The following is a 24,548-nucleotide window of genomic DNA, read 5'->3' on the forward strand; positions in this document are numbered from 1 at the left end:
TCCCGCTCAGCGGCGCGTGAAGGTGATCGGCAACTGCTCGATCGAATGCGTTGCGACCGTCGGCAGATAGCGGATGTCCTCCACGGCAATGCCGAGCTTGAGATTGTCGAGCCGCTTGACCACCTCACGCGCGGCGACGCGGATTTCCATCCGCGCCAGTGCCAGCCCGATGCAGCGATGCGGCCCGCCGCCGAACGCGACATGCTTGCCCAGATTCGGGCGATCCATGTTGAACTCGCGCGGGCATTCGAACATTTCGGGCTGATCGTTGGCAGAGGCGTACATCAGCAGCAGATGCGCCCCTTCGGGCAAGGTCACGCCGCCGACTTCGACTTCCTTGGTTGTCATCCGCGAAAGGCCCCGCACCGGCGGTTCGATGCGCAGCAGCTCCTCGACGAAGCGATTCATCAGCCGGTCGTCATCGACCGAATTCTGAAGTGTTTCCAGCACCTTGGGCTGAGTCGACAGAATGTACATGAGGTTGGTCATCGCCGTCGCGGTAGTCTCATTCCCCGCGATCATCAGCGCGCGGACCAGCGACACGACCTCCTTGAAGGTAAGCCGCGGATTGTCCGGGTCGTCGGTCTCCGCATGGACCAAGTCGGAGATCATGTCTTCCTTGGGATTGGCTTCGCGATCCTTGACCTCGCCGATCAGGAAATTCTGCAGCTCGCAGATATCCTTGGCATTCTCGATCATCTGCTCGCGATTCTGCATCCGACCGATCTGCTGCGTCACCGCATAGGACCATTTGCTGATCTTCTCTGCGTTGTACTGCGCGATGCCGAGCTGGTCGCAGATGACGCGGATGGTAATCGGAACCGCGAAATCCTTCACCGCGTCGCACTGCCCCTTGTCGGCAAAGCCTTCGATGATGTCGGCGACGATTTCGTGCGTGCCCGGTTCGAGCGCCTTCACCCGGTGCGCCGAAAAGGCGCTGTCCATCAGTTTGCGGATGCGGGAGTGATAGGGCGGATCGGACATGATCGCGTCGGGGAAATAGCCGCCGCCGTCACGCTCGAGAATCTGCTCGAATTCCTCGAAAAAGCCCTTGGCGTACTGCGCCTTGTAGCCCTTCTCGACCGAAAAGGTGATCGGGTCGCGCTGGACCTGCTGAATATCCTCCCAGCGGGAGATCAGGTACATGCCCAGCTTGGGATCGAAATGCACCGGATCCTCCGATCGCATCGCCGCATAATAATCGGCCGGGTGCGCCGAAATATCGGGATCGATCAGCGATCCCTGCGACAGCAGGGTTTCGGGATCGGCATGGGCGGGGCAGCCGGTGCCCGGCTTGGTGTCGGTCGTGGGTGCAACCATGATCTGGTCCTTTCGCCTTATTCGGCCGCCTGCGGAACGCGCTCGGACATCAGCGCTTCCATGCTCAGCATCTTGGTGGTGGTCCAGCCGCCGTCGAGCGCGATCGACTGGCCGTTGATGTAGCTGCCTTCGTCCGACGCGAGGAAATAGACGAGGTTGGCGACGTCGCTGACGGTGCCTTCGCGGTTCATCGGCGTCATTTCGTGATTGAGCCTGCGGAACGGCGCCGCTTCCCACACCGCGTCGGTCATGTCGGTGCGGATCACGCCCGGCGCGACCAGATTGGTGCGGATGCCCTGCAGCCCGTAATCGGCGGCAAGGCTCTGCGTCAGGCCGACCATCCCGGCCTTGACCGCGCAATAGGCGCCGCCGCCCGCGCCGCCGACGAGGCCGAAGGTCGATCCGATATTCACGATCGCGCCGCCATCGGTCATTGCCGGGATGGCTTCGCGGGCGAAACGGAACGGCGCCTTGAAACTGGTGTCGATCACTTCGTCGAGCGTCGCGTCATCGGTTTCGTGCGCAAAGCCCCATTTGCCCGATCCGGCATTGTTGACCAGTGCGTCGAGCCGCCCGAAACTGTCCATTGCAGTCTTCACTGCCGCCACCGGCACCTGCGGATCGGTGACGTCGCCGACGCAGATCGCCACTTCGGCGGTGCCGGCAAGCGATTCCTTCAACGCCTCGAGCCGTTCCTTGCGGCGCGCCACCCCGACGATGTTCCAGCCGGCCGCGGCAAAGCGCCGCGCGATCGCATCGCCGATGCCCGCGCTCGCGCCGGTAATCAGTACGACCGGCTTATCCGATTTCTGTGTCGCTGCCATGCCTCGTCCATCTCCTGTTTCATATCGTCGGCGATCGACGCCGGTGCGGATCGCTCTTTCGGCCCCTGCACTAATCGCTTCGCCGCGCCCGGTGCCATCGGAAACGGGCGGGCGCGCGCTTCTGGCGTACTGCGAGCAAAAGGAATTTCAGCCAGCGGCAAGGGTTCGGGCAAGCCCTTGCCGCTTCTTATCGTTCCCACGATGCAAGCCGCGCATCTCCTGCGCAGGCGGTTCGCGTTGCAGCCCCAGTCATTGCCGTGGGCGACATCAGGCATAGGGTCGCCGAGCCGATAAACGGAACAAAAGGCCCGAACGGAACGCAACGATTCCGACGGCCAGGGGAGAGAGAATGAAGACCCAGAACGCCAGTGCGAACCGTGGCGCGTTTCGGCGCGCCGCCCTTTGCTCGTCCGCGCTTGTCCTGGCCGCGACGCTTCCGGTCGAAGCCGCCGCCCAGGACGCCGACCAGACCGAGAGCAGCGAACCCGCCGCGCAGCAGGCTGCCGAGATCGTCGTCACCGCGCGCCGCCGCGACGAAAGCCTGTCGAACGTTCCGATCGCGATCACCGCGCTGGGCGCCGACGATCTGGTCGCGCGCGCGGTGACGACTGACGCCGATCTGCAGCGCACCGTGCCGGGCCTCACCATCCGGCAGACGCAGGGCAACAACTCGCTCACCTATTCGCTGCGCGGGCAGAGCGCGGACATCTTCTCCGGCTCGCCTTCCGCCGTCGTCACCTATCTCAACGAAGTGCCGATGCCGGTCAGCGGCGCCTCCAGCTTCTTCGACCTCGAATCGGTGCAGGTGCTGAAGGGACCGCAGGGCACGCTGTTCGGCCGCAACGCCACCGGCGGCGCGGTGCTGTTCACCTCGGCGCAGCCGACCGACCGGCTCGAAGGCTTCGCGCGCGCCAAATACGGCAATTACGACCGTACGGAAGTCGAAGGCGCGCTCAACGTGCCGATGGCCGACGGCAGGGTGCTGGTGCGCGGCGCGTTCAACCTGACCTATGCCGACGGCTATATCGACAATCTCTATACCGGCGAGACGCTGGGCAACATCAATCGCGAAAATGCGCGCCTGAGCGTCACGCTGAAGCCGAGCGAGACCATCAGCAACACCACGATGGTCCAGTACAGCAACAGCCAGGGCACCAATACCGGCGCCTCCTATACCTGGAGCGTCTATCAGTGCGGCGAGACCAATAACGGCTTCGCGCTGAGCTGCGGCGCGGGGCTGCTGTTCGGGCCGAGCCTCGACAGCCAGCTCGGGGCGGGCGCGTGGGCGAACTATCTCGCGACCCATCCCAACGCCTATGCACCGGGGTTGCTCGATTACGTCAACGAACAGCGGCGCCTGGGCCCGTACAAGACCAATCACCCCGGCGGGGCGGACCATTTCGGCGAGCAGTGGATCGTCACCAACATCACCGAGGCCGATCTCGGATCGGGGCTGACGCTGCGTAACGTCTTCGGGCTGGTCGACAGCTATACCGACAGCAACCAGCCGCAGCTCGGCGCCCCCTATGCCACGATCCTCACCGCCAATGCGGCGATCGGCGAAGCGGGCAATGTCGACGATCTGCGCTCCTGGACCGAGGAGGTTCAGCTGCTGGGCGAAACCGGCGCGCTGGAATGGATCGTCGGCTTCTACATGCAGCGCCAGCGGGTCAACACGCTCTATCCGCAGACCTATTTCGATCTCGGCCTGCCCGCATTCGGCCTGCCCGCCTATGCGGCCAACAATTTCCGCACCAAGAACGACGTCAACGCAGTCTATGCGCAGGGCACCTACGACTTCACCGACGCGCTCAGCCTGACGGCGGGCATTCGCTACACCTGGGAAAAGGTGCACGGCGTCCAGCTGTCCCGGTCGGACAATTTCGGTCCGCCCGAACAATCGCGCCTCTATCAGGACCCCAGTTGGGAAGTCGGCCTGCAATATCAGGCGACTCCCGAACTGCTTGTATATGCCAAGACGCGCGGCAGCTTCCGTTCGGGCGGCTATAACGGCACGCTCGATCCGGCGGCGCCCTATCTGACCCCCGGCGCCAATTTCTTCGAACCGGAAACCACCGAGGACATCGAAGCCGGCGTCAAATATTCGGGCTATCTGTTCGGCCGCCCGGCGACGTTCAACCTTGCCGGCTATATCCAGTGGATCCACGACGTGCAGCGCGTCGAATTCCCGGATCCCGACGGTCCGGCGGGTCCGCTGGCGTCGATCGCCATCACCACCAACGTTCCCGAGGAACGCGTGCAGGGCATCGAGGCCGAAGTCTCGTTCATGCCGACCGACTGGCTGCGGCTCGGCGGTCAGCTCGCGCTCACCGATGCCGAGTTCACCGACAATCAGGTGACTCTGTTCGGCGTCAACTATGCCTATGGCCCGGTCGGCGACACCCCGGAAGCCTCGGGTACCGGCTGGGCCGAAGTGTTCGTCCCCACCGGCGGTTCGGGCGAAATCACGCTGCGCGGCGAAGTCTATGCGCAGTCGAGCCAGTATTTCTCGAACGCCGCGAACAGCCTCGCACCGCGCACCGAACTGCCCGGCTATGCGCTGGTCAACGGCCGGCTGAGCTGGAACCAGATCGGCGGAAGCAATTTCTCCGCCGCGGTGTTCGGCGAGAATCTGCTCGACGAGGAATATTTCGTCGGCGGCATGCAGCTTGCCGTGGCGCTGGGCCATAACGGCGCGGTGGTCGGCAAGCCGCGCATGTACGGCCTCGAACTTTCCTATCGCTTCTGACGGCAATGCGGGCGGCGGGCGCGGCACTGTCCGCCGCCTGGCGCCCGCTCCGTTCAAGAAAGGTGCCAGCCTGGCCGCAGCACCCGGCATGAGTCATCGCCGTGGCGATAGGTGCAAATTCGTGCCTCGTGTATGCCTCATGCTATTGTCGCAAAAGCCGCCGATAAGAGCGCGTCTGAGAGGATAGCCCGAAGATGCCAGTACTGGCTTTCGATATGACGAACGCGAACTATGAATCGCGCCGATTCGAGTTTCGCGGCGAGAACAACACCGAATATTATGACGGCGACCTCGAATTGCTGTCGACGCGCGACGTCGATATCCGCATCGAGAAGAGCCTCGCCGGCGAATACGGAATCTACAAGGAAACCTCGCGGGTCGGCCTCGCCTTCCGGCGAAGCTGGTCGCACATCCGCAACGACAAGACCAATCTGACGGTCTTCTGGTTCCTGCGGCGCGGCCAGATCACCATTTCGCAACCCGGCGGCCGCTATGTCGTCAATCCCGACGAATGCGCCGTGACGCGATCGGACAAGGCGCTGTACATGGAACTGACGCCCGATGCCGACGGCGTGATGGAAGTGATGCATGTCGTCGTGCCGAGCCACAAACTCTATGCCGTGCTCGGCGACAATGTGGAGCTTGGCCGCCCCTTCCCCACCTCTACCGGCGACCTGTTCCTTGCCGAGCGCGTCTTCTCGCTGCTGTTCGAACAGGACGACCAGGTAGATCCGGCGACTGCCGAACAACTGGTCGATACGCTGCTCGCCGATGTCGGGCGGACGATCGCCGGACTGAGCGACAACGGCACGCGCCGCTGCTCGATCGCCGATCGCCGCGTGGCGGACATCACGCGCTACATCAACCAGCATTTCGCCAATCCCGATCTCAACGCGAAGATGGTGGCCGACAGCTGCGGCATTTCGCTGCGCTATCTCTGCCACGTCCTCAAGAAGAGCGACCTGAGCTTCTCGCACCTTGTCTGGGAACGCCGGATGACGACCGCGCATGACTGGCTGAAGGACGCCAAGATGCAGCATCATTCGATCAGCGAGATCGCCTATCTGGTCGGCTTCAAGTCGAGCGCGCATTTCAGCCGCATGTTCAAGATGCGCTACGGCGTCGCCCCGCGCGAGTTCCGCAACAGCGAGCTGGAAGCGGCCAGCGGCACCGCCGAGATTGACGACACCGTCAACTGACGGACGCCGCGCGTCAGGCCTCGACTTCGATCCAGTCGTCGACCACGCGAACTGGATAGACCGCGATCGGCTGTTTCGCGGGCGGATTCATTGCCTTTCCCGTCGCCAGGTCGAACCGCGCGCCATGCACGGGGCACGAAATCCAGCCGCGGCGCATCAGGCCGCACTCCAGCTTTTCATCGGCATGCGAGCAGATGTTCGATACCGCGTGAATCGTGCCGTTGGTATGGCACAGCAGGATCGACTTGCCGTTGATTTCAACCGGCTTCTTGCTGTTCGGTTCAAGCTCGCTTGCCGGGAGCGCGCGGGTATAGGCGGGTTCTGTCATGCCGGTATCTGTATCGTTTGCTTTCAGGCTATGCCACGGCTCCTAGCATGGTGCCGCCCCGGCGATATGACGCCATGCGCAGTCCCGCTTGCCTGTGGCATGAAATAGGCCGGGCGCGATCCGCTGCTCGCCCTGTGCTCCCCATGCAGCGTAACTTGCCGGATATGGCACCGGCCCTTTCGGCAGCTTGCTGCAATGCACCCATCGTCCTAGCCGAAGGGTGGACAGCGCTTGCCGCCACGGGAGATGGGCATGAATCGCGACCGCCGCATCGTCGCGGACCAGTTGAACACCGAAGGCCGCCCGGCAAAACGCGGGACGCGGATCGATCTGGGCATGAGCCTGTCGGTCTACAGCCGCACCCGCGACGGAACGCTGGTGGAGATACAGGACACCGGCGCACCCGCCGATCCGAACAACATCGGTGATCCGATGATTCATCTCGATACGTGGCCGACCGAACAATGACGGCGTATATCGCAGGAAACGGGTGCCCCTCCGGCAGCGCGCGAAACGCGAAGCCGCGGGAACAGGAAATCGGCGCCAAAAAGGATGCTGGAAAGGACCGTTCATGTCGTTTGAACTGAACCGCAAACTCGCCGCGAAGCGCGATCCCCTGCCAACCTCGGCGAATATCGATCCCGTCACCGCCGCCATCATCCGCGGCGCATTCGACACCGTTTCGTTCGAGGCCGCTACGTTCCTCGGCCGCGCGGCATCCTCGCCGATCATCAACCAGTCGAACGAGCGCAACGCCGCGATCATCGACGCGCATGGGCGCCTCGCCGCCTGCTCGATCGGCACCCCGCACCTCACTTTCGTCTCGCAGCTCACTGTCCGCTACGGACTCGAACATCGCGAGGACTATGACTGGGGGCCGGGGGACATCTTCCTCGGCAACGATCCCGATCATGGCGGCGGCCATTTGCCCGACTATAACGTCTATGCGCCGGTCTATGACGATGACGGCGAGCTGGTACTCGTCCAGGCGCTGCAGGCGCATCAGGGCGATACCGGCGGCAAGGACCCCGGCGGCTTTACCCTCGAAGCGACCGACATCTTCACCGAAGGCCTCGCCATTCCGTGCATCAAGCTCGCGCATCGCGGCGAAAAGCGGCGCGACGTCATCAACCTCGTCGAGCGCAACAACCGCTTCCCTACTTTCGCGGGCGATCTCGCCGCGATGATGGGGGCGGTTCAGCATTCGGTGAAGCTGCTTCAGGCGATCATCCGCAAATGGGGCACCGACAAGGTCAAGGCGGCGATCAACTACAATATCGCCCACACCGAGGAGCGTTTCCGCCAGGAAGTGGCGAGCTGGCCCGACGGCGAATATCCCGCGACGGTGTGGATCGACCATGACACGCAGGGGACCAAGGACATCAAGGTCCAGCTCTGCTGCACCGTGAAGGGCGATCAACTCACCGTCGACTTGACCGGCACCGACGACCGGCAGGAACTGGTCGGCGTGTGGAACACTTTCGGCAATACGCGCAGCTACATCATGACGCAGCTCGCCGCCGCCATCGATCCGACGATCATCAAGAATGAAGGCATGTTCGACGCGGTCGAGATGATCATTCCCGAAGGCTGCATCGCGCACCCGCCGCCCAACAAGCCCGCCGCACTGGGCTCGTTCCACCCGGCATGCGAAATCACCGAGGCGGTGTGCGTCGCATTGTCGCAGGTCGTGCCCGAACGCTCGGCGCCGCAGGTCTACAAGATCGGCATGCCCAACGCCGTGATCGGCTTCAAGGACGGCCAGATGTGGATGGACCAGGGCGTCGATTGCCGGACGATGGACACCAGCGCGGTCAAGGGCATCGACGGCTGGGGCAGCTGCCCCAACGCGCTCGGCAACCTCCTGCTTTCCGAAGCCGAGGACGCCGAAAGCCGCTTCCCGATCATCAATATCAGCCGCGAAATGACGCAGGACACCGAAGGCGCGGGCAAATGGCGCGGCATGCCGGGCAGCCTCAACGTCAAGCAGGTGCTCGAACCGACCACGGCGATGGCGTGGATGGTCTCGGCCGCCCACCCGCTGCGCGGCATGTGCGGCGGCGACGATGCCAGCCCTTATGGCAACACCTTCGAACTGGGCAGCGAGAATGAGCGCGAGATCGAACTCACCGCGCTCGCGCAGCTCCCCGCCGATGCCGTCATCGCCTATCAGCATGGCGGCGGCGCGGGCTTCTCGCCGGCGATCGAACGCGATCCCGAAGCGGTGAAGGAGGATGTGCTCGACGAATATATCAGCGTGGCACGCGCCCGCGAGAAGTACGGCGTCGTGCTGACCGGCAGCCTCGAAAACTACGACCTCGCGGTCGATGTCGAAGCGACCGAGAATCTGCGCGCGGAAATGGCGCTGCCGGTCGCGGCGGAATAATCGGAACGACAAGAAAGGGCGCGGCCGAGCCTCAATAATCTTCGTCATGCTGAACTTGTTTCAGCATCCACCAGGCCGCCGGCACCAGCGCCTGTTGGTCGGTGGACCCTGAAACAAGTTCAGGGTGACGACGTGTGAAACGGGGATGGCCAAGCGCCCGAACAAGCAAACACACTCCCGGGGGAGCAAACTGATGGGTTATCGCGTCGGCATCGATATCGGCGGCACGTTCACGGACTTCTCGCTGCTCAAAGGCACCGATGTTGTCCTCTACAAGAACCTCACCACGCCCGAGGATCGCTCGCTCGGCGTGATGAGCGGGCTTGAAAAGCTCGCCGAGATGGAGGGCCTGTCGCTTGCCGATTTCATGGGCCGGTGCGACGCGATCGTCCACGGCACCACCGTTGCCGACAACACGCTGATCGAAATGAACGGCGCGCTGACGGGCCTGATCACCACCGAGGGCTTTCGCGACGAGATGGAATATCGCCGCGGGTTCAAGGAAGACATCTGGGATCTGCGCCTGACGCCGCCCAAGCAGATCACGCCGCGCCGCCGCCGCCTGACCGTGCCCGAGCGCATCCTGCACGACGGTACGGTCCACAAGCAGCTCGACGAGGATGCGGTCCGCGAGGCCTGCCGCCGCCTTTCCAAGCAGGGCGTCGAATCGGTCGCGATCTCGCTGCTCTTCTCCTTCGTCAATCCTGCGCACGAAAAGCGTGTCGCGGAGATCGTCGCCGAGGAAATGCCCGGCATACTCATCTCGAAGAGCCATGAGGTTCTCCCGCGCCAGCCCGAATATGACCGCACCTCGACCACGGTGGTGAACGCCTATGTCGCGCCGCGCGTCGCCTCCTATCTCGACCGTCTGGTCGAGCGCGTCTGCGAAGCTGGGTACACCAACCAGCTGATGGTGATGCAGGCTTCGGGCGGCGTGATGACCGTCGACTATATCGAAGGCGCGCCGATCCGCGTGCTGGCGAGCGGCCCGGCGGGCGGCGTCATCGGCTCGGCGCATGTCGGCACCGCCAAGGGCTATCCCAACATCCTGTGCGTCGACATGGGCGGGACAAGCTACGATATCTCGCTGGTGCAGGACGGCGCCGCACCGGCCGAAGCCGGCTGGAACATGCACCACCGCTATCTCGTCGGCGTGCCGATGGTGAAGGTGGAAACGCTGGGCGCGGGCGGCGGCTCGATCTGCCACGTCAACGCAGGCGCGCTCGAAGTCGGCCCCGCCTCTGCCGGCTCCGAACCCGGCCCGATCTGCTATGGCCGCGGCGGCACCAGCCCGACCATCACCGACGCGCTGGTCATGCTCGGCATCCTCTCGACCGATGAAGGCTTTGCCGGCGGCAGCTTCTCGCTGACCCGCAAGGGAGTCGACGAAGCGTTCGAAACACTCGCCCGCGAAATGGGCTATTCGGCCGAGGAAGCCGCGTTCGATTGCTGGCGCGTCGTCAACGCCAATATGAGCCAGGGCGTGCGCCGCATCACCGCGGGCAAGGGCATCGATCCGCAGGACATGATCATGCTCGCCTATGGCGGCAACGGCCCCGTCTTCGCCGCGATCCAGGCCGAGGATCTGGGCATCGAAAAGGTGCTCGTCCCCAAGGCATCGCCGACCTTCTCCGCGCTCGGCACACTCGTCGCCAATCCGACGATCGACGAGGAACGCTCGTACGTTGCGCCCGCCAATGCGCTCGACACCGCCAGGCTCAAGGAGCTGTGGAAGGAACTCGGCGACCGCGCCGAGAAATATCTCACCGCCGCGCGCTTCGCCAAGGGCGACATCCAGGCCAATTATCAGCTCAACATGCGCTATCCCGGCCAGAATTTCGCGCTGACCTTCGACATCAGCGACGGCCGGGCGCTCGGCGATCTCGACTGGGTCGATGACGGCATCGGCGCGAAAGCGATCGAACTGTTCAACGCGCGGCACATGGAAGAATACGGCCATATCCGCGAATATGAGGTGCCCGAGGTTATCGGCGTCCGCCTCGCCACCTATGTCGAAACCGCCTCGCCCGCGGTGCTTCAGGGCACCAGCGCGGCGCCCAAGCCGGCCAAGCCCGCCAAGACGCGCCGCGCCAATCTCGGCACCGGGTTCAAGGATACCGATATCTATCTCGGCGCCGATCTGGCGCCCGGAAACTTCATTGTCGGCCCGGCGGTGATCGAGGAAACGTTCACCACGATCGTCGTCTATCCCGGCTGGAAGGCCTCGGTCGACGATGCGGGCGACTATCTGCTGACCAAACAGGGCTGAGCCGCACCGCGATGGAGCCCGCGCAGCTCGAGGCCGATGGCTGGCGCAAGTTCGATCCGCCGGGCTTTTCGGGTTCGGTCGGCCCCTATTGGCGGCGCGGATCGGGCGACACGCTGGAAATCGGCATCGTCGCGGGCGAGCACATCTCGAACCGGCATATCGGCAGCGTCCACGGCGGTGCGCTGATGACCTTTTGCGACGTCGCCTTTGGTGTCGCCGTGGTCGAAGCGCTCGGCCACGCCCGCTGCGCGACGACGCAATTGCAGGTGCAGTTCGCCTCGCTTGCGAAAATGGGCGAGTTCGTCGTCGCGAGGCCCGAAATCGTGCACCGCACCTCGCGGATGCTATTCATGCGCGGCCTGGTGGGGAGCGAGAGCCGCACCGTCGCGAGCGCCGAGGGAATATGGAGCGTCCTGCGCGCACCGGGCGAGGATGCCAGCAAAGGGTAAGGCCTGCCCTCCGCCAACTATGATCGTCATGCTGAACTTGTTTCAGCATCCACTGGGCCACAGACGCTAACGTAGCAGCTCAAGCGGCGCCGTCGCGCACACCCCGCAAGCCTGGTACCGGCAGCACAGTGGACCCTGAAACAAGTTCAGGGTGACGGTTGCGTCTGGTTGATGCGGTTACACTCCGCACCCCACCTCACGCGAAATCATACGGCCCACCGCGCTCCAGCGCCGCCTGATACGCCGGTCGCGCATGGATCTTCTCCAGCCACGCCTTCGTATTCGGCCGCCCCTTGAGCCCATCCATCCGCGCCGCCGCGAATTCGAGCGGGAAGCTCATCATCACGTCGGCAGCCGTGAACTCCTGCCCGGCGAACCAGGGCCGCTTGCCCAGCTCGGCCTCGATGAAATCGAGATGCACCTTCACCAGCGGCGCCAGCTTCTTCTGGATCGGCTTGCCGAGCAGCGGTACCATGCCGACGACCATCGTCATCAGCAAATTGGTCATCACCGACCCTTCGGCATAGTGCAGGAAATAGCGATAGCGCAGCACCGATTGCCGATCGCCCGGCGCGCCGAGCCGCCCGTCGGCCTTTTCGACCAGATATTCGATGATCGCCCCGGTCTCCGCGATCGTGTTCTCGCCATCCTGGATGATCGGCGACTTGCCGAGCGGATGGATGCGGCGCAGTTCGGCGGGCGCCGCCATCGTCTTGGCGCGCGCATAATGCTGCACCTCATAGGGCAGCCCCAGTTCCTCGAGCAGCCAGAGGACGCGCTGCGAGCGCGAATTTTCCAGATGGTGGACGATGATCATGGGGCTTCCTCCCTCTCTTTACTGCCTTGGTTCCTCCCCCGGAGGGGGAGGGGAACCGCGAAGCGGTGGAGGGGTATTGGCCTCCTGCGGCAGCGCTTGCGGCTCCTACCCCTCCACCATGCTCCGCATGGTCCCCCTCCCCTTCCAGGGGAGGAACTTACCCAAGCGCCTAGCACGCAGGCTTGCCGCTCACAGCAAGTTGATACCAATCTTGCCGAAAAAGCCCCCGCTTTCGAGGTGATGCATCGCATCTACCAGCCGGTCTAGGTCATAGACCATATCGACCACCGGCCGGATCGCATGTGCGGCGGCAAAGGCGAGCATCGCCTCATGCGCGCCGCGATTGCCGACGCTGATCCGCGCGATCATATGGCCGATTTCCTCGTCCTTGCCCCAGCTGAAGGTGCCGTCGAGCATCCCGATCCCGGCGACGATCCCGCCTTCGTTGAGCAGCGCGGCGGACTCTTCGATCGCCCCCGTCCCGACGACATCGACCAGGATATCGACGCCGCCGCCGATCGCTTCGCGCACCGCGCCCGGCCAGTCGCTCTCGGTCCGGTAATTGACGCCGACATCGGCGCCGAGCGCCTTCGCCCGCGCCAGCTTCGCGTCGGAGGACGAGGTGATCGCCACTTTCGCCCCTGCCGCCTTCGCCCATTGCAGCGCCGCGATCGAAACCCCGCCGGTCCCCTGCAGCAACACCCATTCGCCCGCCTTGATCGGCCGCACCGCGAACAGCGCGCTCCACGCCGTCAACCCCGCGCAGGGCAGCGTCGCTGCCTCCAGATCACCGAGCGTATCGGGCAAGCGGACCAGGCTCTCCGCGTCGAAAATCCCGGCATTGCGCGCCACCCCATCCATCGACCCGCCGAGCATCCGCTGCGGATCGGGCGGCCCGTCGATCCAGCCCTGCGCGAAAAGCGGGCTGACGCGGTCGCCCGGCGCGACGCGATTCACGCCCTCGCCCACCGAAGTCACAACGCCCGCCGCGCAGGAAAGCGGCACGAACTCGGGCTCCTTGGCGAGGCCGGGGATCAGCCCCTTCACCATGATCAGGTCGCGATAATTGAGCGTCGCGGCGGTCAGGCGGACCAGCGCTTCGCCCGGCCCCGGCTCGGACGGATCGTCGATCTCGCGAATTTCCACCGCGTCGATTCCCGCGCCGCCCTTGCCATATGCCGCTTTCACCGTGTCACGCCCTCCGCCACCAATCGTTCGCGCTCGGCATCGTCGATGCCCAGAATCTCCCCGAAGACATAGGCATTATGCTCGCCGAGGGAAGGCGCGCCGTCGGTGATTTCCGCGCCACCGGTCATCCGCCAGGACGGCCCGATGATCGGCTTCGCATTCCCCGCGCCATCGACCGTCATCGGATAGAATTCGCGACCCCAGAAATGCTCGTCTGCGATCAGATCGACCGAATTGGCGCTCTTCGCCGCCGGAACGCCCGCGCCCTGCAGCTTCTCGGCGAGCGCCTTTGCGTCCTGCGAACGCGTCCAGTCGGTGATCAGCGCGTCGAGCGCGTTCTCATTGGCCTTGCGGTCGGCGAGCGTCGCGAACCGCGCGTTATCGCCGAGCCCAAGCAACCCCGCCAGCGTTCCCCACTGCGCATCGTTCGCCGCGGAAATCGCGATCCAGTCATTGCCCGAACAGCGATAGACGCCATGCGGCGCCATCTCGGCATGGGCATTGCCGTCGCACGCCGCGATGCGACCGTTGAGGCTGTAGTCCATGAAGCTGTCGCCGATCATGCTCGTCATCGCTTCGACTGCCGAAACGTCGATGAATTGCCCCTCGCCGGTCCGCTTTCGATGGTTGAGCGCGACCAGCGCAGCGAATGCCGCAGCCGTACCGAACGTAGAATCGGCATAGCGGACATTCATTCCCTGCGGCGTCTCCCCGGCATAGCCGACCAGGCCGCTCAGCCCGCCCAGCGCGACGAAACAGGGCGCATAGCCGGTCTGGTTCGCAAGCGGCCCGTCATTGCCGTACATCCCCATCGACACCAGAATGACGTCCTCGCGCAAAGCCTTGAGCGCCGCATAGTCGAGCCCCAGCCGCTTCATCGCGCCGGGCCGGAGATTTTCGACGACGATATCGCATTCGGCGATCAACCGCTTGAGCAGGCCCATCCCCTCGGGCGACTTCATGTTGATCTGACAGCTCAGCTTCTGCGGATTGACCGACTGAAACCCCGGCGCCTGATTGATGTCGTCGACGCCGTAGAAACGCGTGACGTCGAGCGAGCCTTCGCTTTCCACCTTGATCACTTCGGCACCCAGAAAGGCGAGCTGCTTGCCCGTTTCCGGCCCTGCCCAGACCTTGGTGAGTTCGAGGACGCGGACCCCCGCGAGCGGCCCGCCGCGTTGCTTCAGGCTCATGCGTTCGCTCCTTCGTCCAATAGTGCATCGTGCTCGCCGAGCATCGGCGCCGCGCGGTCCAGCACGGCAGGCGTCGCGCTCATCCGATAGGGCACGCCGGGATAGCGCCGCGTGCCGAGCACGGAATGCGCCACTTCCTCGAAATAGCCGCGATGCGCGAGCTGCGGCGATCGCTCCAGATCATCGGCATTGTTGAGCGGGACGAGCGTCAGCCCCAGCGCCTGCGCCTTCTCCGCCGCTTCGTCCTTGCCCTCGCCCTTCAGCCACTCGACGATCGCCCCGCGCACCTGCGCGATCCGCTCGGGGCTAAGCCCGCGTTCGAGCCAGTTGTCGGGATAGGCCTGCGCCCATTCGGGATTGCCGGTCAGTGTCTTGATCGCTTCCCAATGCGTCGGCGCCGACGCGAAGATATAGACGAAGCCGTCGCGGCACGGGAAAATTCCCGCCGGCCCGCCGAGATCGAACCGCGTGCGCTCCTCGCCCACATCCATTTCGCCCGCGACCATCTGCGCCAGCACATAATCTACGCGCGACGCCAGGGTCTCCTGCATCGAGATATCGATAAAGGTCCCGCGCTCCTCGCGGCCGAACAGCGCGGCGGCGACGCACATCGCGCCGTCGAGCCCGCCTTCATAGCTCGGCAGGAACCGCCCCGCCCCTTTCAGCGGCGGCTTGTCCGGGTCTGCGCCGCTAGGCGTGTGATAGCCCCAGCCGCTCGCCTGCATCACGGTCAGGTCCGTCGCGTGCCGCCGTTCGGGCGGCGCCGACTGGCCGAACGGGGTGATCGAACAGGCGATCAGCTGCGGAAATTTCTCGGCAAGCGCCTGCGCATCGAGGCCCATCTCGGCAAGCCAGCCCGGCGCATGATCGTCGATCAGCACATCGGCTTTGGCGAGCAATGCACCCAGCGTCTCGCGCCCCGCCGCATCGCCCAGATCGAGCGCCACCGACCGTTTGTTGGTGTTGAGATACGCAAACAGCCCGCTCCGCTCGGCGCCCGGTTCGTCATCCAGAAACGGCCCCATCGCGCGGGTCGGGCTGCCGCTGCCGGGCCGTTCGATCTTGATGACTTCGGCGCCGAAATCGGCAAGCAGCTTGCCGCAATATTCGCCGGCGACCGCTTCGGCGATCTCGACGACCCGGACATGGTTCAGCGCAGACAAAAGCGGCTCCTCTCAACTCGTTTTTCGCTGTTTGACACGGGGCCGCGGCGCGACACACCCGCGCGCTTGTCCCCGGTTGAATCGATAACAGCCGCAAACGGCACTGATGCGCAAGCATCGCAAGAGGCGGTCGAAGCCGCCCGCGGCGCCCGCTAGTCTGCGAACCAAATCAAATCGAAGGATGAGGGAGCAGGAATGGCCGAAACGCATGACGTGATCGTGGTGGGCTCCGGCGCGGCGGGTCTTTCCGCAGCACTGCGCGCCCGCGAACTGGGCCTCGACGTGCTGGTCGTGGAAAAGGCGCACAAGATCGGCGGCACGTCCGCCACGTCGGGCGGCGTCGCCTGGATCCCGAACAACGGCCTGAACGGCACCACCGACACGCGCGAGGAAACGCTCGAATATCTCGACGCGGTGATCCAGGGTCCGGTCAATCGCGCCCGGCTCGAAGCCTATGTCGATACCGGCGCGGAAATGCTGAAGTTCATGGGCGATCAGGGGATCAACTTCATCCCCATGCCCTGGCCCGATTATTTCGCCGAAATGCCCGGATCGCGGATGGACCGCAGCTGCGTCCTGCCGATGTACGACGCGCGCAAGCTCGGCGACAAATTCCCGCTGGTCCGCGATCAGTATCCGCGCTTCAAGCTGTTCAACCGCTATGCGATGAACCTGGAGGAAACCTTTGCGATCGCCGCCCGCTCCAAGGGCTGGAAGCGCAAATTCGCCAAGGTGATCAGCCGCTACTGGATGGATCGCAGCACCCGCGCCTTCACCAAGCGCGACCGCAATTTCGTGTCGGGCAACGCACTGATCGGCCCGATCCTCGAAAAGCTGATCGAAAAGGGCGTCGAGATTCGCACCGAAACCGCGCTCGAAGAGCTCACCTTCACCGACGGCAAGGTATCGGGCGCCACGGTCAGCCAGTTCGGCACGAAATATGACATCGAGGCACGCCACGGTGTCGTCATCGCGGCGGGCGGCTTCGAATGGAGCCAGGAACTGCGCGACCGTTTCTATCCGGTGAAAACCTCGATCTTCTGGTCGAGCACCCCGCCGGGCGCCAATACCGGCGGCGCGCTGATCGCCGCCGAAAAGCACGGCGCGGCGACCGAACATACCGAGGAAGGCTGGTGGGCGCCGACCATGATCCTGCCCGCGCCCAGCTCGTCCAACTTCCAGGAAGTGCATCAGGCGATCTTCGACGTCGGCCGCCCCGGCGCGGTGTGCGTCAATCGCAACGGCGACCGCTTCGTCAACGAAAGCTGCAGCTATGACCGCTTCGGCGCGGGGATGGTGGCGGACCAGAAGAAAACCGGCGCCAACACCCCCTGCTGGATGGTGTTCGACAAGGCGTTCCGCGACAAGTTCACCGCCGGCGGCATCCTTCCCACCGCGATCATGTCCGACAAGTCGATCCCGGTCGACTGGTGGGATCATTATGTGTTCAAGGCCGATACGCCGGGCGAACTGGCGAAGAAGCTCAACCTCGATCCCGCCAAGCTGGAGGACGTGGTCAAGCGGATGAACGACTATGCCGCCAAGGGCGAGGACCCCGAATTCGGGCGCGGCAGCACCATCTACGACCAGGCGTTCGGCGATCCGACCTGCAAGCCCAATCCGGCGCTCGGCCCGATCAAGAAGGCGCCCTTCTACGCCATCCCCGTCTATCTGGGCGATCTCGGCACCAAGGGCGGGCTCAAGGCCGACGACAAGGCGCGCGTCTGCGACGGCGAAGGCAAGCCGATCCCCGGCCTCTGGGCGGCGGGCAACGCGGCGGGCAGCCCCTTCGGCCTCAACTATCCGGGTGCCGGCGGCACGATCGGTCCGGCGATGGTCTTCGGCTATATCGCCGCCAACGACATCGCCAGCCGCGCCAGCAACCGCGCCCCGGGCGAAGCGGAGCCCGCGACGGCGGAGTAACGTCCGACCCTCCAGATACCCCGTCACCCCGGCCTTGATCCGGGGTCCAGCTACCTTTTCGACGCGCCGGAAGAAGGAGGAAGCTGGATCCCGGATCAAGCCCGGGATGACGGGATACGCTTGAGGCGCAGTTGCGCACCCTCGTCCAGCGCTGCAAGATCGGCCTATCGAGAGGCTGTGGCATGAGAATCATTCTGGTATTGCTGCTGGGTGCGATGGCAATCTTCTTCGCGCTCATCGGAACAATGATGCCGATAATGCTCTCCGAGCAAGCCGCGAAGGATCGCGCCTATTATCAGCAGTTTGAGCGCGCTGCAGAATATGTATCGCTGAGCGAGAATCTGCCCTCAACGGAGACGCTTCGACAGCTTTCGCTCGCTTCCGGCGGTCCCTCGATATCGTCGTCGCTTACCTTTGAGCCCATCGACTGCGCCCCCGATTTTGAAAAGGCCCCATCGGACCAGTTCGTTCTGTCATTCTGGCGGGGCGAGTGGAGCGAATGCTATGCCTATCCGTCGGGGAAGACGACGCTTCACAGAACCACCGCCAGCTATCTTCTCTCCGGGTTCGGCATACAGATCCTGATCTGCTGGTTGCTCGCGGCAGGCGCGACCTGGGGCGCCATTCGGCTGCTTCACAAACGCATCAGATTGGCGGACGCCTAGCAGCTCGATTTTTCGCTTTCCTACAACCAAAAGTTCCTGATACGTTCCACATTATCCTGCCCTCTCGCGCCCGCGCGCGCAGGCGGGCGCGCCCGCGCGTGTTACGTCGCGACCCGGTGCGAACTTGGCATGGAAATGCGCGGGTTTTGCGATTTGGAGGGGATCGGGGAATGGCTGCGAATCAACCGGGCGATACCGTCGAACAATTCCGCGCTGGTCTCGACGCTGCCACGCTGGCGATGATCGACGCGCTGCGTGCGATCGTAACAACCGCGTATCCGGGGCTCGAAGAACGGATCAAGTGGAACGCGCCCAGCTTCGCCGTCGCGGGCGACGATCGCATCACCCTCGGCATCGAACGCAAGGGCGGCGTCCGCATCGTCCTCCATCGCGGCGCGGCGGCGAAGGATGTGGCGGGCTTCGCCTTCGAGGATGTCGACGGAATCGCCAAATGGCCCGCGCCCGATCGCGGCGTGGCGACGTTCAGGACGCTCGATGCGATCGAGAGCGTATGGGAAGGGCTCACCGCGCTATGCCGGCGATGGATCGAGGTTACGCAAGACGCTCAAGATTAACTCGCTCCAGCGCCCACCGTCGCCCCTGCGAAGGCAGGGGCCTATGTCTATCCCCTCTTGGAGCATCGCTCGCGGATAAAGAGATGGGCCCCTGCCTTCGCAGGGGCGACAGGAAGAACCAGCCGGATAAAACGCACTCTAAGGTGCATTCGATGGGACGATCCTCAAATCCCCGACATGCAGAGATATTTCATCTCGACATAATCCTCGATGCCGTGCCGCGATCCTTCGCGGCCCATGCCCGATTCCTTGATCCCGCCGAACGGCGCGACTTCGGTGGAGATGAGGCCGGTGTTGATGCCGACGATGCCGGTTTCCATCGCCTCGGCCACGCGCCACGCCCGCGACAGGTCGCGAGTGTAGAAATAGCCGGCGAGGCCGACTTCGGTGTCGTTCGCCATCGCCATCACTTCCTCCTCGGTCTCGAAGAAGAAGACCGGGGCGAGCGGGCCGAACGTCTCTTCGTCGGCGAGCTTCATCTCGGGCGTGCAGCCGGCGAGGACAGTCGGCTTGAAGAAGCTGTGACCCAGATCGCTGCGCTCCCCGCCGGTGATCACTTTGGCGCCCTTGGCGGTGGCGTCGGCGATATGCTCCTCGACCTTCTCGACCGCCGCTTCATCGATCAGCGGCCCCTGCTGCGTGCCTTCGGCAGTGCCGGGGCCGACCTTGAGCGCACCGACCGCTTCGCCGAGCTTCTTCACGAACGCGTCCGCCACGCCCTTCTGCACGAAGACGCGGTTTACGCAGACGCAGGTCTGCCCACTGTTGCGGTATTTGGAGGCGATCGCGCCTTCCACCGCCGCATCCAGATCGGCGTCGTCGAAGACGATGAACGGCGCATTCCCGCCCAGCTCCATCGACAGCTTCTTCATCGTCGGCGCGCACTGCTCCATCAGCTTCTTGCCGACCTCGGTCGATCCGGTGAAGCTCAGCTTGCGCACCACCGGGCTGCTCGTCAGCTCGGCGCCGAGCACGCGCGAAGAGCCCGTCACGACATTGAACACGCCCTTGGGGATGCCCGCCCGCTCGGCCAGCACGGCGAGCGCCAGCGCGGTCAGCGGCGTCTGGCTGGCGGGCTTGCACACCATGGTACAGCCGGCGGCGAGCGCGGGGCCGGCCTTGCGCGTGATCATCGCGGCGGGGAAATTCCACGGCGTGATCGCCGCGACGACACCGACGGGCTGCTTGATCACGACGATGCGGCTGTCGGCGCGGTGGCTGGGGATCACTTCGCCGTACACGCGCTTGGCCTCTTCGGCGAACCATTCGATGAAGGCGGCGGCATAGGCGATTTCGCCCTTGGCTTCGGTCAGCGCCTTGCCCTGTTCGCGCGTCAGGATCATCGCCAGGTCATCCTGATGCTCGATCATCAGATCGAACCAGCGGCGCAGGATGCGCGCGCGCTCGCCGGCGAGCTTCTTGCTCCATGCGGGCAGAGCCGCCTCGGCGCCCGCGATCGCCGCCTGTACCTGCCCGGCATCGAGCTGCGGCACGCTGGCCAGCGTCTCGTCGGTCGCCGGATCGGTAACGGCCAGGCTCGGCTCGCCGATCCATTCGCCGTTCACCAGGCATTGTTCGCGCAGCAGATCGGTGTCTTTGAGGCTGATGCCCATAAATATTCTCCAGTTCCCGCGCGGCCGTTACAGGCTGCGGGCAATCACAAGGCGCTGAATGTCCGACGTGCCTTCATAAATCTGGCAGACGCGAACATCGCGATAGATTTTCGCCAGCCCGAATTCCTCGAGATAGCCATAGCCGCCCAAAGTCTGGATCGCGCCGGAGACGATCGCTTCGGCGGCTTCGGACGCGAACAGCTTGGCCTGCGAGGCTTCGGTGAGGCAGGGAATTTCCGCATCCTTGAGCGCGGCCGCGTGCAGCACCAGATGCCGCGCCGCCTCCAGCCGCGTCGCCAGATCGGCGAGCCGGAAGCCGACCGCCTGATGCTCCATGATCGGCTTGCCGAAGCTCTTGCGCTCCTTGGCATAGGCGGCGGCGATTTCCAGCGCCGCCTGCGCCATGCCGACGCATTGCGCGGCGATGCCGATCCGCCCGGTTTCGAGGTTGGAGAGCGCGATACGATATCCCTGACCTTCCTCGCCGAGCATCAGTTCGTCGGGAACGAACATGTCGTCAAAGCGGATCGCGCAGGTGTCCGACGCCGCCTGCCCCATCTTGTGCTCGACCTTGTCGACCGAATAGCCCGGCGTGTCGGTGGGGACGAGGAAGGCGGAAATCCCGCGCTTGCCCGCTTCGGGGTCGGTAACGGCGAAGACAATGGCGAGCCCGCCGATCTTGCCCGAGGTGATGAACTGCTTGGCACCGTTGAGCACCCAGCCGCCCTCGCCGCGCGTCGCGCGCGTGCGGATCGCGGAGGCGTCGGACCCGGCATCGGTTTCGGTGAGCGCGAAGGCGCCGATCATCTTCCCCGCGATCAGATCGGGCAGGAAGCGCTGCTTCTGCGCGTCATTGCCGAGCTTCAGCAGCGCGCCGACAATCAGGCTGTTCTGGATCGAAATGATCGTCGAAAGCGCGCCGTCGGCGGCGGCGACTTCGATCAGCGCCAGCGCATAGGAAATCGTGTCGGTCGCCGCGCCGCCATAAGCCTCAGGCGCGGTCATCCCCATCAGCCCGAGCTGGGCGATTTCGGGGAACAGCCCGTCGGGATAGCCGCCCGCGGCTTCGAATTCGGCGGTGCGCGGCTTGAGTTCGCCCTGCGCATAATCGCGCACCGCGTCGCGCACGGCGCATTGTGTTTCGTTGAGAAGCATCCGATTCCTGACCTAAACCCACTGGTCTATAGGTTACTTGCGGGTATATTGCCTAACGGCCCGGTTGCGTCAATTGTGGCGCATGCCCGAATCCCTATCAGAGGAGCGCATGGACGCATCCCCCTTCCGCAGCCCCCAGGAACGTCAGGCCGAGCGCGAAAGCAAGCGCGAGGCGGTATTGCTGGCGGCGGTGCGGATGTTCAACGCGCATGGCTTTCATGCGACGTCGCTCGACGATGTCGCGGCGAGCCTTGGCGTAAGCAAGCCGACCATCTATCACTATCTCGGCAACAAGGATCAGGTGCTGTTCGAATGCGTGCGGCGGGGGATGAACGAGCTGCGCGAAGCGGCCGATCGCGCGCATGCGACCGACGGGACCGGGCTCGACCGGCTGCGCATGTTCCTCAACCTCTATGCCCAGATCAGCATGACCGAGTTTGGTCGCTGCGTGAACCGGACGATGGACGAAGCACTGACCCCCGAAAGCGCACGACGGTTTCGCGCGCTGAAACGCGAAGTCGATCTGGCGATGCGGGCGTTGATCGAGGAAGGCATCGCCGACGAATCGATCGCGCCATGCGACGTGCGGATGACAGCCTTCACGCTCGCGGGTGCGCTCAACTGGCCCGCGCGCTGGTACCGCCCCGAAGGCGAAGATCAGCCAGAGGCAATTGCGGCTACCATGGTGGACGTGCTGACCAACGGTCTCGCGCCCCGCTGAGCCGATATCGCCATTTGCGGTGCTGGCGCGATGCTACTCGCGAGTATATAGGCGACCGCCAAGTTTGATCGGGACCGGAGAGGAACAACATGGCCATTCGCACGCGCTTCACCGAACTTGCCGGGATCGAACATCCCGTCGTGCAGGGCGGGATGATGTGGGTCGGTCGCGCCGAACTGGCGGCGGCGGTCTCCAATGCGGGCGGCCTCGGCATCCTCACCGCGCTCACCCAGCCGACGCCCGACGATCTGCGCCGCGAAATCGCGCGCTGCCGGACGATGACCGACAAGCCGTTCGGGGTGAACATCACCATCCTCCCCTCGGTCAGCCCGCCGCCCTATGCCGAATATCGCAAGGCGATCATCGAGGAAGGCATCAAGCTGGTCGAAACCGCGGGGTATAAGCCGCAGGAACATGTCGACGATTTCAAGTCGCACGGCATCAAGGTGATTCACAAATGCACCGCCGTCCGCCACGCGCTGTCGGCCGAGCGGATGGGCGTCGATGCGATTTCGATCGACGGGTTCGAATGCGCGGGCCATCCGGGCGAGGACGACATTCCCGGCCTGATCCTGATCCCGGCGGCGGCCGATCAGCTCAGGATTCCGATGATCGCCAGCGGCGGCTTCGGCGACGGTCGCGGCCTCGCCGCCGCGCTCGCATTGGGCGCGGACGGCATCAACATGGGCACGCGCTTCTGCGCGACCAAAGAAGCGCCGATCCACGACAAGGTGAAGCAGTTCCTCGTCGACAATGACGAGCGCGACACCAATTTGATTTTCCGCCAGTTCCGCAACACCGGCCGCGTCGCGAAGAACTCGGTATCCGATCAGGTCGTCGAGATCGGCAGCAAGCCCGGCGCGGAGTTCAAGGACGTCCAGCCCTATGTCTCGGGCGCCAAGGGCCGCCAGGCACTCGAAACCGGCGACCTCGAGGCGGGCCTGATCTGGGCCGGCCAGATCCAGGGCCTGATCCACGACATCCCGAGCTGCGAGGAACTGGTGACCCGGATCGTAGCGGACGCGGAGGATATCATTCGCGGGCGGCTGGCCGGGCTGGTGGGCTGACCCGGTCCACCCGTTGGTGCTGAGCCTGTCGAAGCACCGTTCTTTCTTGTCAAATCTGGCGAGAAGAAGAACCGCAGTTCGACAAGCTCAGTGCGAACGCATGTGGGGGCTCGATCGTCACCCTGAACTCGTTTCAGGGTCCACTTCTTCACTTGCGCGGACGGCGCTTTTTGCACGGTGGATGCTGAACCAAGCCCGTCCTGAACTTCTCGAAGGGTTCAGCATGGCGGAAGCAAAAGGGAAGCGTCCCTATTGCGAACCGCCCACCATCTTTCGCACCGCAGCCCCCAGCGCGGTCACATAAGCCCGCCCCGCCGCCTCGGCCTGCGCGGCATCGCCTGCCGCCGCCGCCTGCACCACGTTGCGCAGGTCGCCCACCTGCGCCGCACGGCTCGATTCGACGCGATATTGCGCGTGGAGGATGTGGATCCCCAGCGCTGGAAACATCCGCTGCAATTCGCGATTGCCGCCGATCTCCAGGATTGCACCGTAGAAATGCCGCCGCGCCCGCGAAAACGCGCCCGGGGTGTCGTCGGTCAGCGCCGCCTGCATCGCGTCGAGCGCCGCGCGCAGCCGCGGGCGATCCTCGCGAGTCATGCTGGCAGCCGCAGCCCGCGCGGCGAGGCCGATCACACGCTCGGCCACGTCGAGCACTTCGAGCGCTTCTTCTCCTTCGAGCAGCCGGATCGCGGGCGAGCGATGCCGCGTGACATCGATCACGCCCTGCGCCGAAAGCCACTGGATCGCCTCGCGAACGGCATTGCGGCCGACGCCGAATCGGCTTGCCAATTCGGTCTCCACCAGCCGCTGGCCGGGGACAAACCGCCCCTCCTCCAGCCCGCGCATGATCCCGCGCGTGACCGTGCGTGCAGCGCTGGCTCCGCCTGCCCCGCGCTTGCCCGAACTCGCCGCGATTTCACTTGATTGTTCCACAATCTCGTTCC

At 64.5% G+C, this 24,548-nt stretch carries 21 protein-coding genes; 11 read left to right on the top strand and 10 right to left on the bottom strand.

Going from position 1 to position 24,548, the window contains the following annotated elements:
* Positions 1-6: 6 nt before the first annotated feature.
* A complete protein-coding gene (locus tag G5C33_RS13940) occupies positions 7-1,320 on the bottom strand; it encodes a cytochrome P450 (RefSeq protein ID WP_165327780.1) in 1,314 nt (437 codons plus the stop codon).
* 17 nt (positions 1,321-1,337) lie between these two features.
* Positions 1,338-2,144, bottom strand: coding sequence for an SDR family NAD(P)-dependent oxidoreductase (locus G5C33_RS13945; protein ID WP_165327781.1), 807 nt, complete (start codon positions 2,142-2,144; stop codon positions 1,338-1,340).
* A 349-nt stretch (positions 2,145-2,493) separates the two neighbouring features.
* Between G5C33_RS13945 and G5C33_RS13950 the strand changes: the two genes are divergently transcribed.
* Both G5C33_RS13950 and G5C33_RS13955 read left to right on the top strand, forming a co-directional pair.
* Positions 2,494-4,893 carry a TonB-dependent receptor gene (locus G5C33_RS13950; protein ID WP_165327782.1) on the top strand — a complete coding sequence of 800 codons (2,400 nt, stop codon included), beginning with the start codon at positions 2,494-2,496 and terminating at the stop codon, positions 4,891-4,893.
* 215 nt (positions 4,894-5,108) lie between these two features.
* On the top strand, positions 5,109-6,092 hold the full coding sequence (locus G5C33_RS13955; protein ID WP_165327783.1) for an AraC family transcriptional regulator: 984 nt from the start codon (positions 5,109-5,111) through the stop codon (positions 6,090-6,092).
* A 13-nt stretch (positions 6,093-6,105) separates the two neighbouring features.
* On the opposite strand, the gene G5C33_RS13960 is transcribed toward G5C33_RS13955, so the two are convergent.
* The gene (locus G5C33_RS13960; RefSeq protein WP_165327784.1) at positions 6,106-6,420 is read right to left on the bottom strand and encodes a Rieske (2Fe-2S) protein; all 315 of its coding nucleotides are present in this window, start codon (positions 6,418-6,420) and stop codon (positions 6,106-6,108) included.
* Between the two features lie 252 nt (positions 6,421-6,672).
* Here G5C33_RS13960 and G5C33_RS13965 point away from each other — a divergent pair, with 252 nt between their 5' ends.
* From G5C33_RS13965 to G5C33_RS13980, 4 genes are all read left to right on the top strand, one after another.
* On the top strand, positions 6,673-6,888 hold the full coding sequence (locus tag G5C33_RS13965) for a hypothetical protein (protein ID WP_165327785.1): 216 nt from the start codon (positions 6,673-6,675) through the stop codon (positions 6,886-6,888).
* 103 nt (positions 6,889-6,991) lie between these two features.
* Positions 6,992-8,806, top strand: a complete 1,815-nt coding sequence (locus G5C33_RS13970) for a hydantoinase B/oxoprolinase family protein (protein ID WP_165327786.1) — start codon at positions 6,992-6,994, stop codon at positions 8,804-8,806.
* Between the two features lie 193 nt (positions 8,807-8,999).
* Complete coding sequence (locus G5C33_RS13975) at positions 9,000-11,075, top strand: hydantoinase/oxoprolinase family protein (protein WP_165327787.1); 2,076 nt, start codon at positions 9,000-9,002, stop codon at positions 11,073-11,075.
* An 11-nt stretch (positions 11,076-11,086) separates the two neighbouring features.
* The gene (locus G5C33_RS13980) at positions 11,087-11,524 is read left to right on the top strand and encodes a PaaI family thioesterase (RefSeq protein WP_165327788.1); all 438 of its coding nucleotides are present in this window, start codon (positions 11,087-11,089) and stop codon (positions 11,522-11,524) included.
* Between the two features lie 196 nt (positions 11,525-11,720).
* Here the strand turns inward: G5C33_RS13980 and G5C33_RS13985 are convergent, their stop codons facing one another.
* From G5C33_RS13985 to G5C33_RS14000, 4 genes are all read right to left on the bottom strand, one after another.
* On the bottom strand, positions 11,721-12,341 hold the full coding sequence (locus tag G5C33_RS13985; protein ID WP_165327789.1) for a glutathione S-transferase family protein: 621 nt from the start codon (positions 12,339-12,341) through the stop codon (positions 11,721-11,723).
* Between the two features lie 189 nt (positions 12,342-12,530).
* Positions 12,531-13,529, bottom strand: coding sequence for a zinc-dependent alcohol dehydrogenase family protein (locus G5C33_RS13990; protein WP_165327790.1), 999 nt, complete (start codon positions 13,527-13,529; stop codon positions 12,531-12,533).
* The gene (locus tag G5C33_RS13995) at positions 13,526-14,722 is read right to left on the bottom strand and encodes a CaiB/BaiF CoA transferase family protein (RefSeq protein ID WP_165327791.1); all 1,197 of its coding nucleotides are present in this window, start codon (positions 14,720-14,722) and stop codon (positions 13,526-13,528) included. Before G5C33_RS13995 ends, G5C33_RS13990 begins: the two co-directional genes overlap by 4 nt.
* Positions 14,719-15,885 carry a CaiB/BaiF CoA transferase family protein gene (locus tag G5C33_RS14000; protein WP_165327792.1) on the bottom strand — a complete coding sequence of 389 codons (1,167 nt, stop codon included), beginning with the start codon at positions 15,883-15,885 and terminating at the stop codon, positions 14,719-14,721. The genes G5C33_RS13995 and G5C33_RS14000 overlap by 4 nt, the downstream gene beginning before the upstream one ends.
* A gap of 195 nt (positions 15,886-16,080) precedes the next feature.
* Between G5C33_RS14000 and G5C33_RS14005 the strand changes: the two genes are divergently transcribed.
* The 3 genes from G5C33_RS14005 to G5C33_RS14015 all read left to right on the top strand — a co-directional run bounded on the left by G5C33_RS14005 (position 16,081) and on the right by G5C33_RS14015 (position 19,048).
* Complete coding sequence (locus G5C33_RS14005; protein ID WP_165327793.1) at positions 16,081-17,808, top strand: FAD-dependent oxidoreductase; 1,728 nt, start codon at positions 16,081-16,083, stop codon at positions 17,806-17,808.
* A gap of 182 nt (positions 17,809-17,990) precedes the next feature.
* On the top strand, positions 17,991-18,473 hold the full coding sequence (locus G5C33_RS14010) for a hypothetical protein (RefSeq protein WP_165327794.1): 483 nt from the start codon (positions 17,991-17,993) through the stop codon (positions 18,471-18,473).
* Between the two features lie 170 nt (positions 18,474-18,643).
* Positions 18,644-19,048 (top strand): DUF1801 domain-containing protein, encoded by a 405-nt coding sequence (locus G5C33_RS14015; RefSeq protein WP_165327795.1) that lies wholly within the window; start codon positions 18,644-18,646, stop codon positions 19,046-19,048.
* A gap of 164 nt (positions 19,049-19,212) precedes the next feature.
* Here the strand turns inward: G5C33_RS14015 and G5C33_RS14020 are convergent, their stop codons facing one another.
* The gene (locus G5C33_RS14020) at positions 19,213-20,661 is read right to left on the bottom strand and encodes an NAD-dependent succinate-semialdehyde dehydrogenase (protein WP_165327796.1); all 1,449 of its coding nucleotides are present in this window, start codon (positions 20,659-20,661) and stop codon (positions 19,213-19,215) included.
* A gap of 27 nt (positions 20,662-20,688) precedes the next feature.
* Positions 20,689-21,816 carry an acyl-CoA dehydrogenase family protein gene (locus G5C33_RS14025; RefSeq protein WP_165327797.1) on the bottom strand — a complete coding sequence of 376 codons (1,128 nt, stop codon included), beginning with the start codon at positions 21,814-21,816 and terminating at the stop codon, positions 20,689-20,691.
* Between the two features lie 109 nt (positions 21,817-21,925).
* Between G5C33_RS14025 and G5C33_RS14030 the strand changes: the two genes are divergently transcribed.
* Positions 21,926-22,537 (top strand): TetR/AcrR family transcriptional regulator, encoded by a 612-nt coding sequence (locus G5C33_RS14030; protein WP_165327798.1) that lies wholly within the window; start codon positions 21,926-21,928, stop codon positions 22,535-22,537.
* An 89-nt stretch (positions 22,538-22,626) separates the two neighbouring features.
* Positions 22,627-23,604 carry an NAD(P)H-dependent flavin oxidoreductase gene (locus tag G5C33_RS14035; protein ID WP_165327799.1) on the top strand — a complete coding sequence of 326 codons (978 nt, stop codon included), beginning with the start codon at positions 22,627-22,629 and terminating at the stop codon, positions 23,602-23,604.
* A gap of 249 nt (positions 23,605-23,853) precedes the next feature.
* Here G5C33_RS14035 and G5C33_RS14040 read toward each other — a convergent pair whose 3' ends face one another.
* Entirely contained in the window at positions 23,854-24,537 is a 684-nt protein-coding gene (locus G5C33_RS14040) for a GntR family transcriptional regulator (protein WP_228275075.1), read from the bottom strand.
* Positions 24,538-24,548 lie beyond the last annotated feature (11 nt).

The sequence above is a fragment of the Sphingosinithalassobacter tenebrarum genome (assembly GCF_011057975.1).
GTDB classification, from domain to species: Bacteria; Pseudomonadota; Alphaproteobacteria; order Sphingomonadales; family Sphingomonadaceae; genus Sphingomonas; species Sphingomonas tenebrarum.